Annotated in this window: 12 protein-coding genes; 8 read left to right on the forward strand and 4 right to left on the reverse strand. The window is 67.9% G+C overall.

Annotated elements, in window-relative coordinates; all coding sequences use genetic code 11:
• Positions 1-14: 14 nt before the first annotated feature.
• Positions 15-2378 (reverse strand): heavy metal translocating P-type ATPase, encoded by a 2364-nt coding sequence (locus TK49_RS18255; RefSeq protein ID WP_045220311.1) that lies wholly within the window; start codon positions 2376-2378, stop codon positions 15-17.
• Between the two features lie 47 nt (positions 2379-2425).
• Positions 2426-2974, reverse strand: a complete 549-nt coding sequence (locus TK49_RS18260) for an RBBP9/YdeN family alpha/beta hydrolase (RefSeq protein ID WP_045218782.1) — start codon at positions 2972-2974, stop codon at positions 2426-2428.
• Positions 2975-3159: 185 nt separating this feature from the next.
• Here TK49_RS18260 and TK49_RS18265 point away from each other — a divergent pair, with 185 nt between their 5' ends.
• From TK49_RS18265 to TK49_RS18295, 7 genes are all read left to right on the forward strand, one after another.
• Positions 3160-4458: a CitMHS family transporter gene (locus TK49_RS18265; RefSeq protein ID WP_045218785.1), complete on the forward strand. Its 1299-nt coding sequence runs from the start codon at positions 3160-3162 to the stop codon at positions 4456-4458.
• Positions 4459-4462: 4 nt separating this feature from the next.
• Positions 4463-5806: an acyclic terpene utilization AtuA family protein gene (locus TK49_RS18270; protein ID WP_045218787.1), complete on the forward strand. Its 1344-nt coding sequence runs from the start codon at positions 4463-4465 to the stop codon at positions 5804-5806.
• Between the two features lies 1 nt (position 5807).
• Positions 5808-6119, forward strand: a complete 312-nt coding sequence (locus TK49_RS18275; protein ID WP_045218789.1) for an AtuA-related protein — start codon at positions 5808-5810, stop codon at positions 6117-6119.
• A gap of 39 nt (positions 6120-6158) precedes the next feature.
• The gene (locus tag TK49_RS18280) at positions 6159-7058 is read left to right on the forward strand and encodes a LysR family transcriptional regulator (protein ID WP_045218792.1); all 900 of its coding nucleotides are present in this window, start codon (positions 6159-6161) and stop codon (positions 7056-7058) included.
• A 79-nt stretch (positions 7059-7137) separates the two neighbouring features.
• Positions 7138-7605, forward strand: coding sequence for a universal stress protein (locus tag TK49_RS18285; protein ID WP_045218795.1), 468 nt, complete (start codon positions 7138-7140; stop codon positions 7603-7605).
• A 125-nt stretch (positions 7606-7730) separates the two neighbouring features.
• Positions 7731-8174: a nuclear transport factor 2 family protein gene (locus tag TK49_RS18290; RefSeq protein ID WP_045218797.1), complete on the forward strand. Its 444-nt coding sequence runs from the start codon at positions 7731-7733 to the stop codon at positions 8172-8174.
• A 46-nt stretch (positions 8175-8220) separates the two neighbouring features.
• Complete coding sequence (locus TK49_RS18295; protein WP_045218799.1) at positions 8221-9225, forward strand: NAD(P)H-dependent flavin oxidoreductase; 1005 nt, start codon at positions 8221-8223, stop codon at positions 9223-9225.
• A gap of 69 nt (positions 9226-9294) precedes the next feature.
• Here TK49_RS18295 and TK49_RS18300 read toward each other — a convergent pair whose 3' ends face one another.
• Together TK49_RS18300 and TK49_RS18305 are read right to left on the reverse strand one after the other, a co-directional pair.
• Positions 9295-9831 (reverse strand): PadR family transcriptional regulator, encoded by a 537-nt coding sequence (locus TK49_RS18300; protein WP_045218801.1) that lies wholly within the window; start codon positions 9829-9831, stop codon positions 9295-9297.
• Positions 9832-9986: 155 nt separating this feature from the next.
• Positions 9987-10895 (reverse strand): LysR family transcriptional regulator, encoded by a 909-nt coding sequence (locus TK49_RS18305; protein WP_045218803.1) that lies wholly within the window; start codon positions 10893-10895, stop codon positions 9987-9989.
• Positions 10896-11027: 132 nt separating this feature from the next.
• On the opposite strand from TK49_RS18305, the gene TK49_RS18310 reads away from it, so the two are divergent.
• On the forward strand, positions 11028-11663 hold the full coding sequence (locus TK49_RS18310) for a glutathione S-transferase family protein (protein WP_045218805.1): 636 nt from the start codon (positions 11028-11030) through the stop codon (positions 11661-11663).

Raw genomic sequence — 11663 nt, forward strand, 5'->3', positions numbered from 1 at the left:
GGCGCCCCCGGCCTTCAAACGCGCGCGCGCATCACCCGCAAGCCGTTGAACACCACCAGCAGGCTCGCGCCCACATCGGCAAAGATCGCCATCCACAGCGTGGCGTCGCCCATCACGGCCAGGGCCAGGAACACCGCTTTGATACCGAGGGCCAGCACGATGTTCTGACGCAGCACGGCCACCGTGCGACGGCTGATGCGGATGAAGCTCGCGAGCTTGCGCGGGTCGTCGTCCATGATGGCAACGTCGGCGGCTTCGAGCGCCGTGGCGGTGCCGGCCGCTCCCATGGCAAAGCCGATGTCGGCGCGCGCGAGGGCCGGGGCGTCGTTGATGCCGTCGCCCACCATGCCGACAAAGCCGTGCTGCGCGGCGAGTCCGCCCACCACACGCTGCTTGTCGGCAGGCAGCTGTTCGGCGTGCACGTTCTCGATGCCGACTGTCCTGGCGATGGCCCACGCGGCCCGGCGATCGTCGCCGGTCAGCATGACCGGTGTCACGCCGAGCGCGCGCAGTGCGGCGATGGCCTCGGCGCTTTGCGCACGCTCGCGGTCCCGCACGCCGAAAAGCGCCACGGCACCATTCGCATCGCACAGCGTGACCGCCGACATGCCTTCGGCTTGCAGCGATTCCGCAGCGCTGCGCCAGGCCGGCGTGTCCAAGCCGCGATCCGCCACCAGCGCGGCATTTCCGAGGTGCCAGCGCACGCCGTTGAGCGTGCCCGCCACGCCGCGGCCCGGCAGCACCGACAGATCCTCGACGGAAGCCGCGTCCACGCCGCCGTGCTGGGCAGCCGCCTGCACGATGGCCACGGCGATCGGGTGCGTGGTGTTGGCATCCAGTGCAGCCGCGACGGCCAACGCCTGCAGGTGTTCGCGGTCGGTTGCGGCACGCAGCGCGGCGACGGCGCGGCGTTCGCCGTTGGGCAGTACCACCGCATCGAGCACCGGCCGGCCGGCGGTGAGCGTACCGGTCTTGTCCAGCGCCAGCGCGCGCAGGCGGCGTCCGCTTTCCAGGTAGACGCCGCCCTTGACGACGATGCCGCGCCGCGCGGCGGCAGCCAGACCGCTGACCACCGTCACGGGCGTCGAGATCACGAGCGCGCAGGGGCAGGCGATCACCAGCAGCACCAGCGCGCGATACGTCCAGGCAAGCCAGCCGTCGGCCGTCACCAGCGGGCCGACGATGGCCACGGCCAGCGCCAGCAACATCACCGCGGGCGTGTAGACGGACGAGAACCTGTCGACGAAGCGCTGCGTGGGCGCGCGCTGCGATTGCGCCTCCTGGATGGCCCCGGCGATGCGGGCGAGCGTGCTGTCGGCCGCCACGGCCGTGGCCTGCGCCTCCACCACGCCGTCGGTGACGATGGTGCCGGCGAGGAGGGTGTCGCCGACGGCCTTCTCGACGGGCAGGCTCTCGCCGGTGACGGGCGATTCATCGAGCGCCGCACGGCCGCTCACGACGCGCGCATCGACCGGGACGCGGCTGCCTGTGCGCACACGCAGGCGCGCGCCAATGGCGACCGACCCGACGGCGACGTCGCGCCAGCCGCCGGCGCCATCGGCCAGTTCCGCGGTATCGGGCGCGATGGCGGTGAGCGCGCGCACGGCATCGCGGGCACGTACGAGCGCGCGCGCTTCGATCGCCTCGGCCACGGCAAACAGGAAGATCACCATGGCCGCTTCGGCCCACTTGCCGATCAGCAGCGCGCCGATCACGGCCACCGCCATCAGGAAGTTGATGTTGAACGTGAATGCGCGCAGGGCGATCCAGCCCTTGCGCAACGTCGGGCCGCCGGCCAGCGCGATGGAGGCGAGCGCCAGCCCCAGCACCGGCCACGCATGGTCACCGAGCGACCACGCAATGGCCTCCGCAGCGAACGCCGCCACGCCGCCCACCCCCAGCCAGCACGTGCGGCGCGAAATGCCGGCCGGCGGCACTTGCGCGGTCGCCGTGCGACCGTGCTGTTCGAGCACCTCGCCGTCCATGCCGATGGCGCGCAGGGCTTCGAGGAACGGCGTCACGTCGTCCACGGTGTGGTGGATCGTCAGATGACGCTCCAGCAGGTTGAAATCCAGCGCGACCACGCCATCGGCGCTGCCCAGCTTGGCGCGGATCATGCGCTCTTCGGTCGGGCAGTCCATCTGCTCGATGCGCACGGTGGTGCGGCCCGTGGCTGCCGCGCGGGCGGTGTCATCGGCGAGCGCCGCGGCTGCGTGCGCGTGGCCATGATCGTGGTGATCGTGGCCGTGATCGTGTGCGTGGCGGGAAGTGTCCATTGCGACCGGCGGCTGGTGGCCGCAGCAACCGCCGCAAGCCGGGGCTTCCGGCTTGGCGGCGGCGTCGTGGACAGTCAGGGTGGAGGCGAGATCGGGTTTCATGCCCTCCATTCAAAACCCTGAAGAAGCTTCAGGGTCAAGTCCACCTCTCAGATGAGGTCTTTCGTCCACTTGGTGACGATGGCGCGAGCTTCCGGCCAGTCACCCAGGCCGGACTCGGCATTGATATGGCCGCGCGGGCCCAGGTCGATCGGCTCGGCGCCCCACGCGGACGCCTGGCGCGCACTCCAGCCGGCGTCGCTGAATGGATCGTCGGTGCTGAAGATCAGCACGGAAGGAAACGGCAGGCGCTGCTGCGGCATGGGGCGGAAGTCCGCCAGTTCGGTTGGCATGTCGGCGCGATCGAGCTGCGGCGGCGCAACCAGCAGCGCCCCGCGCACGCGCACCGCGCGCGGCGATGCGGCCGCCCAGTGCGCCGTCAGCACGCAGCCCAGGCTGTGCGCGACCAGCACCACGTCGCCCGGCGCAGCGCTGACTTCGGCCTCGAGCGCCGCCACCCAATCCGCACGCTTGGGCGTGAACCAGTCGCGCTGCTCGACACGACGATCCCCATGCAGGCGCTCCCAGCGCGATTGCCAGTGCTCGGGGCCGGAGTTCTGCCAGCCGGGGAGGATCAGGACGGTGGGGGTGGCGCTCACGGGCACTCCAGCAGCAAGTTTGGACGCACCATTCTGCCGCGAATCCGCCGACCGCGTCGGATGGATTCATCGGCGGATCCGCATAATTCATCCAAATATTCCGTTTCACAGGCAGATCGCGAGCTTCTACAGTCGCCGACAAATCCCGCCAACAGGGATTCCGAATCCAAAACGCGGAGGAGACCATGCTCGCACTGCTCGGGCTGCTGACCATCGTTGCGCTGTTCGTCGTCATCCTGACCAAGCGCATGTCGCCGCTGGTCGCGCTCATCGCCATTCCCATCGTTGCCGCGCTCATCGGCGGCTTCGGGCTGAACACCAGCAAGTTCATCATCGGGGGCATCAAGGATGTCGCCCCGGTGGCCGGGATGTTCATCTTCGCCATCCTGTACTTCGGCATCGTCACGGACGCCGGCATGCTGGACCCGATCATCGACCGCATCCTGCGCACCGTCGGCAGCCGTCCGCCGCGCATCGTGGTGGGCTCGGCGCTGCTGGCGCTGCTGATCCACCTCGATGGCTCGGGCGCGGTGGCGTTCCTCATCACCATTCCCGCCATGCTGCCGCTGTACGACCGGCTCGGGATGGACAGGCGCATCCTGGCATGCGTGACGTCGATGGCGTGCGGCGTGAACTTCCTGCCGTGGACAGGGCCGATGATCCGCGCATCCGCCTCGCTGCACATGCCGGTGACGGACATCTTCAATCCGCTGATCCCCGTGCAGGCCGTTGGGCTGGTGTTCGTCTTCGTGTGTGCGTGGCTGCTGGGCAAGCGTGAAGAGAAACGCCTCGGCCTCGCCCACCACGATGGCGCCGCGCAGGTCGTCGCACGCCCGCTGTCGGACGCCGAGCAGGCGCTGCGCCGCCCGCGCAATTTCTGGATCAACCTGATCCTCACGGTCGTCGTGATGGGCGTGATGGTAAGCGGCAAGGTCGACCCGGTGGTGATGTTCATGCTGGGCGTGGTGGCCGCGCTGCTCATCAATTACCCGAACGTCGACCAGCAACGCCAGCGGGTGGACGCCCACGCCAAGGCCGCGCTGATGATGGCCAGCATCCTGCTCGCGGCGGGCGTGTTCACCGGCATCATGAGCAAGTCGGGCATGCTCACGGCGATGGCCAGGACGGCGGTGGACTTCATCCCGCCCGCCATGGCGCATCACATTCCGGTGGTGCTGGGCGTGCTGTCGATGCCGCTGTCGCTGCTGTTCGATCCGGATTCGTTCTACTTCGGCGTGCTGCCGGTGGTGGCCGAGGCGTCGAAGATGCTCGGCGTCGCGCCGGTGCATGTCGCGCAGGCCGCCGTGCTCGGCCAGATGACCACCGGCTTCCCGGTGAGCCCGCTCACGCCAGCGACCTTCCTGGTGGTGGGGCTGTGCGGCATCGAGCTGGCCGACCACCAGAAATTCTCGATCCCCTTCCTGTTCGGTGCCACGCTGCTGATGACGATTGCGGCCGTGGTGCTGGGCGTGATTCCGTGGTGATGGCATGAACAAACTTCGTATCGGCGGCGGCGCCGGATACTCGGGCGACCGCATCGAACCGGCGCTGGAACTGGCAGAGCACGGCGACATCGACGTGCTGATGTTCGAATGCCTGGCCGAGCGCACCATCGCGCTGGCACAGCAGGTGCGCCGCAAAGACCCGACGCACGGCTACGACCCGCTGCTCGAAGCGCGCATGCGGGCCGTATTGCCGGCCTGCGCGGCGCGCGGCATCCGCATCGTCACCAACATGGGTGCGGCCAACCCGCAGGCGGCGGCCGGGCGCACGCTCGACATCGCCCGCGAGCTTGGCCTCAAGCTGCGCGTGGCGGCCGTCACCGGCGACGACGTGCTGGACCTGCTGCGGGCACGCGGCCATGACTTCACGCTCATGGACGGCGGCGCGCCGGTCGCCTCGCTCGGTGCGCGCATGGTCTCGGCCAATGCGTACCTTGGCGCGCAGGGCATCGTCGATGCACTGGCGCAAGGCGCGGACGTTGTCGTCACCGGGCGCGTGGCCGATCCGGCGCTGGCACTCGGACCGCTCATCCACGCCTTCGGCTGGCGCATGGACGACTGGCACCGCCTCGGCTGCGGCACGCTGGCCGGCCACCTGCTCGAGTGCGCGGGGCAGATCACCGGCGGGTACTTCGCCGACCCGGGCGTCAAGGACGTGCCCGGTCTCGCGCGCCTGGGCTTCCCCATCGGCGAAGTCGGGGAAGACGGATCGGTGCTCATCACGAAGGTGCCCGCGGCGGGCGGCATCGTGACCGAGGCCACGTGCAAGGAGCAGTTGCTGTACGAGATCCACGACCCGGCGCGCTACCTCACGCCCGACGTCGTGGCCGACTTCTCCAACGTCCGCATGCGCACCGCCGGCCAGGACCGCGTCGTCATCGAAGGCGCAACGGGCACGCCGCGTACCGGCCAGCTGAAAGTGTCGATTGGCTATCTCGACAGCTACATCGGCGAGGGCCAGATCAGCTATGCCGGCCCCAACGCCGTGGCGCGCGGGCGGCTGGCGCTCGACATCGTGCGCGAGCGCCTGGCGCTCACAGGCGTGCAGACGACGCAGACGCGCTTCGAGCTGATCGGCGTGGATGCACTGCATGGCGCGGCCCTCTCTCGCGCGGACGCCGAACCGTACGAGGTGCGCGTGCGCGTGGCCGCGCGCACCGAATCGATGGCCGAAGCCGTGCGCATCGGCAACGAAGTCGAAACGCTGCTGACCTGCGGCCCCTCGGGCGGCGGCGGCGCAACGAAAAGCGCGCGCGAGATCATCGCCGTGGCCTCGACGTTGATCCCTGCGGAACTCGCTCCGCACGCCGTGCACATCCTGGAGAGCTGACATGCGCCGACTGCTTCGCGACCTCGCCCACACCCGCGCCGGCGACAAGGGCGACATCTCTTGCATATCCGTCATCGCGCATCGTGCGGAGGACTTTGCCGCATTGGAGCAGCACGTGACGGCCGAGCGCGTGCGCGCGCATTTCGCAGAACTCGTCACCGGCCATGTCGAGCGCCACGTGCTGCCGCAGTTGGGCGCGCTGAATTTCGTGCTGCACGGTGCGCTGGCCGGCGGCGTGACGCGCTCGCTGGCGCTGGATGCGCATGGCAAGTCGCTCTCGAGCGCGCTGCTCACGCTGGAGGTTCCGGCGTAGGTCCCGCGATAAGCTGGCGGCCTATCCGTCGGCATGCCCATGAACCTCTCCGTCAAGCAGCTCCGCGCGTTTGCCGCGCTGCGCGAGCACAAGAACTTCACGCAGGCCGCGCAGACCTGCCACCTGTCGCAATCGGCCTTCAGCGCCCTGATCCAGAACCTGGAGGCCGATGCCGGCGTGCGCCTGTTCGACCGCAACACGCGCCACGTTGAACTCACGCCCGAGGGCGAAGCCTTTGCGGAATCCGCGCTGCGCCTGCTGGCCGATTTCGAAGCCACGTTCGCTGACCTGCGCGACCGGGCAGCTGCCCGCACGGGCCGCGTGACGGTGGCCGCGCTGCCGTCGATCGCGGCGGGCATCCTCCCGGGCGTGCTGGCCGTATTCTCGGCGCAGCATCCGGGCATCCAGCTCGCGCTGCACGACCAGTTGTCCGACCCGTGCATCGACATGGTCCGGCGCGGCGCGGCAGACTTCGCCATCGCCGCCATGGGCGCCGACATGGCCGGGCTTGCCGCCCAACCGTTCTGCGCAGACGACTTCCACCTCGTCTGCCACCAGGACCATCCACTGGCCCGCAAGCCCGCGCTCAGCGTCGGCGATCTGGTCGATGTGCCGTTCATCCACCTCGCGCGCAACACGAGCATCCGGCAATACCTGGATGCAGCCCTGCACCCGACCAAGCTGCGCAGCGGCATGGAAGTCGAGCACCTGGCGACGGCGGCCGCGCTGGTGGCGGCCAACCTCGGCATTACGGTGATTCCCGCGCTGGCGCTGTTCCAGTTCCGCCTGCCCGAGCTGGTGGTGCGGCCACTGCCATTGCCGGGGCTGGTACGCACCCTGTATGTGATCCGGCGCGACGGGCGCAGCCTGTCGGTAGCGGCCCAGGCGCTGCTGGACCTGTTGTTCGCGCACCCCGCGCACACCGCCGCGCGGATGTGATGGCAGCTTGACCAGGCGCATCCCGCTGGGCCACCCAGGCTGCTACAGTCAAAAGCATCCCGAACGCCCGGAGCGCATCATGTATCAACGCATCCTTGCCGGCTTTGACGGCAGCCACGAAGCCAAACTCGCCGTCGACCAGGCTGCCGCGCTAGCCAAGGCATTCGGCGGGCGGTTGCGTGTCGTATGGGCCATCGGCAGCCCGCGCATGCCCGAGGCGCGGGAGATCTACGACGTCGATAAACTCCGCGAGGCCGAACGCCAGACGGCAGACCACTCCCTGGCCGAACTGCATCGCGCGCTGCAAGCCGACGGCGTTGCCATCGAAACCGATGTGCTGATGCTAAGCGCCGTCGATGACGACATCGGCAGCGCGCTGGAGCACGACGCCGTGCGCTGGCAGGCCGACACCATCGTCGTCGGATCGCAGGGCAAGCATGGGCTCGCGCGCATTCTGCTCGGCAGCGTGGCGGAGCGGACCACCAAACTATCGCGCCGCACCGTCATCGTGGTACGTGCGCAGCACCCGGAACACGCCACCAACTGAAGGCACCGAAGGCACACGTTTTTTGAACCCCTTCACTATGCAACTTGTTGCATAGTTTGAGAGCGCTGTGCTATGTTGCTCCCCACGTTGATGCAATCCGTTGCACTTTCCGCCCAGGAGCCAGCATGCCGCCGCCGATTCCCCAGACCTTGAACGCAGCCGCCCAAGCCACCCTGGAGGCCTGGCACGTCATGCTCGAGCGCAACAACATGGACGCGCTCGAGCACCTGTTCACCGAAGACGTGGTGTTCCGCTCGCCCGTGGCGCACACGGCGTATCCGGGCCGCACCGCGACCACGCTGGTCCTGCGCACCGTCAACACCGTTTTTGAAGACTTCCAATACCACCGCAGCTTCGCCACCGACGATGGGCTGAGCGTGGTGCTCGAATTCAGCGCCAATGTAAGCGGCAAGGCCCTCAAGGGCATCGACATGATCCGCTTCAATGCCGAAGGCAAGATCGTCGAATTCGAAGTCATGGTCCGCCCGGCCACGGGGCTGCAGGCGCTCGGCGCGGCGATGGGTGCCAAGCTGGGCGACAAGCTCGGCCTGCTCAGAGCAGGCGCCTGAACCGTTTCCTGAATCCATTCCCATACCAAGACCAACGGAGACTGCCATGTCGCTGCCGCCGATCCTGCAAAACCGCCTGTCCGTGCCCGTGGTGGGCTCGCCGCTGTTCATCATCTCCAACCCGGATCTCGTGATCGCCCAGTGCAAGGCGGGCGTGGTCGGCTCGTTCCCGGCGCTCAATGCGCGCCCGGCCGAGCTGCTGGAGACGTGGTTGCAGCGCATCACCACCGAGCTGGCCGAATACGACGCGCAGCACCCCGACAAGCCGTCGGCGCCGTTTGCCGTCAACCAGATCGTGCACAAGTCCAACGACCGCCTGGAGCACGACCTGGAGCTGTGCGTCAAGTACAAGGTGCCCATCGTCATCACGTCGCTCGGCGCACGCGAAGACGTGAACCGCGCCGTGCACAGCTACGGCGGCATCGTGCTGCACGACGTGATCAACAACACGTTTGCCAAGAAGGCGATCGAGAAAGGCGCGGATGGCCTGATCGCGGTGGCAGCGGGCGCGGGTGGCCACGCGGGGACGACCTCGCCGTTTGCGCTCATCCATGAAATCCGGGAGTGGTTCGACGGCCCGCTGCTGCTGTCGGGCGCGATCGCCAACGGCAACGCCATCCTGGCGGCGCTGGCCGCTGGCGCGGACCTGGCCTACGTCGGCTCGGCCTTCATTGCCACGGAAGAGGCCAACGCGGTGGAAGGCTACAAGCAGGCCATCGTCGAATCCAGCGCCACCGACATCGTCTACACAAACCTCTTCACGGGCGTGCACGGCAACTACCTGCGCAAGAGCATCGAGAACGCCGGTCTGGACCCGGACGCGCTGCCCGAATCGGACCCGAGCAAGATGAACTTCGGCTCGGGCGGCGGCGCCAAGGCCAAAGCGTGGAAGGACATCTGGGGCGCCGGCCAGGGCGTGGGCGCGGTCAAGCGGGTGGTGCCGGCGGCCGAACTCATCAAGCGCTTTGCCGAGGAGTTCGAGGTGGCGCGCCGCCGCCTGAACACGATCGAGGCCTTGCGCGCCCCGGCGACGGGCAAGGCGACGGTTTAAGCCCCCGGCGACGCCGACAAACGCTCCGCCGCCTGGCCAGGACCGCTTCGCAGCGTTCCGTCGATGCCTTCAAGCGGTGACAGAGGCTGGCTCCAGCAACGGCAGCACATCGTCTGCCCAAGCGAGCCAGCCTTCTTCGTAAACGATGCCGCGCTGGAGCACCGCATGCTGCAGCCGCTGCGCGCGCGTGAGGTCGGGGCGCGCGAAATCGCGCTGCTCGATCTCGCGGAAGGTGTTCAGGCGCGCGCGGTGCTGCTCGATCAGACGCTGCATCTCGTCGGCAAAACCGAGCGGGCCGATCACCGCTTCGGCACGCAGCTTGACCAGCACCTCTTCACGGTTGTCCGACGACACGGTGGGCTCCAGCACCCACCGCGCGAGTTCGTCGCGGCCGGCCGGTAGCACGGTGTAGGTTTTCCTGCGGCTGTCTTCCTCTTCTTCCACGCTCACCCAGCCGGCTTCTGCCATGCGACCGAGCTCGCGGTAGATCTGCTGATGCGTGGCACTCCAGAAGTAGCCCATCGACTTGTCAAAGCGGCGAGCAAGCTCGTAGCCCGACGAGGGCTTTTCAAGCAGCGATGTGAGCAAGGCGTGTTGGATGGACATGAGCAGGAAGTTGGCCTGGAGCGTGTGTTGTGGCGTCGGGGCTTGTGGATACCGGTGCCCGACTCGATCAACGCACTTTACAGAACAGCGCCGGGCACGTCATGTCCAGTTTGCCGCGCGATGCGGCATGCGGACATCGGGCTGTGCGAGCCCAGCTACGCATCGCCCACGAAATCATGTTCGGATTTCGTGAATTCCGTTTTGATCCAATCGACGAACGCGCTGATGCGACTCGGCAGCAGACCGGCATGCGGATACACCACGCTGATGGGCAGCGGGGGCACCTTGTACGCATGCAGGATTTCCTGCAGTTGCCCGCCGGCCAACTGGCTCGCCACCTGATACCGCAGAAACTGCCCCACGCCGAGCCCCGCCACGCACGCGTCGATGGCCGGGGCGCCGTGGTTGCATTCGAGATTGCCGCCGATCACGATGCGCTGCTCCCGGCCGCGCTCCTGGAACAGCCACGTCGTGCGGCCGCTCCCGGAGAACCGGATGCAGTTTTCCTGCGCGAGATCCGCCGGTTTCTGCGGAATGCCTCGGCGCTGGAGGTACGCGGGGCTCGCCACGACGACCCGGCTGACACGGCTGACTTGCTGCGCGATCAGGTTGGAATCGTCGAGGTGGCCGATGCGTATGCCAACGTCGACGCCCTCTTCCAGCAGGTTCACCACACGGTCGAGCAGTAGCAGACGGCATTGCACCTTCGGGTACCGCTCGAGAAACGGGATCACCGCGCGCGCCACATGCCGCTGGCCAAACAGGACCGGCGCGGTCATGGTGAGGAGGCCGCTGGGTTCTTCCTGGCGCGCCCGCAGGCGATGCTCGGCCTGGTCGACCGCGCCGAGGATGTCCCGGCACGACGCCAGATACATCCGTCCCTCGTCGGTCAACGACAGGCGGCGCGTTGTGCGGTTGAGCAGGCGCACGCCCAGGTCGGCTTCGAGCGTCGCGAGCGTGCGCACCGTGGACGGCAACGACGATCCGAGCGCGGCGGCTGCCTTGGACAGCGTCCCGTTGTCCACGATCGCCACGAAGGTCTGCATTGCGCGGAGCTTGTCCATCTTTGCCAGGCGGGTTGCACATGGGTCGACAGATTAGTCCATTTTTTGGATGAGTGAAGTTCGTGTCGAGCCATTTATCCGGCGACCGTATCAATCAAGAATGGGGCTCCCTTTCCTGAACGGAGCCGCCCCATGTCTTGCAAGCCGGCACAGCCCATCAAGCTCTACCGCCATGCCCTGTCGGGGCACTGCCACCGCGTCGAATTGCTGCTCAAGCTGCTGGAGCTGCCGTATGAACGGATCGACATCGACCTGCGCGCCCGGGAGCACAAAACGCCAGCGTTCCTGCAGTTGAACCGCTTTGGCCAAGTCCCTGTGATCGACGACGGCGGCACCGTCATCGCCGACTCCAATGCCATCCTCGTCTACCTGGCCAAGCGCTATGACGATGGCAGATGGCTGCCCGCCGACCCGGTCGGCGCCGCGCAGGTGCAGCGCTGGTTTTCGGTCGCCGCGGGGCCGCTTGCCACGGGGCCGGCCGGGGCGCGCCGGGCCACCGTTTTTGGCGCGCCGCTGGATGCGCAGGCGCTGATCGCGCAAAGCCATGCCCTGCTGGCGATCTTCGACGAGGAACTGGCCGAGCATGACTATCTGCTGGGGCCCACACCGACCCTGGCCGACATCGCGTGCTACAGCTACATCGCGCATGCACCGGAAGGCAACGTCTCGCTGGACAGCTACGCGCACGTGCGGGCCTGGCTTTCGCGCATCGAGCAATGGCCGAACTTTGTCGCCATGCAGGCGAGCGCCGTGGGGCTGGCCGCCTGA

The organism is Ralstonia mannitolilytica (assembly GCF_000954135.1).
Taxonomy (GTDB): Bacteria; Pseudomonadota; Gammaproteobacteria; order Burkholderiales; family Burkholderiaceae; genus Ralstonia; species Ralstonia mannitolilytica.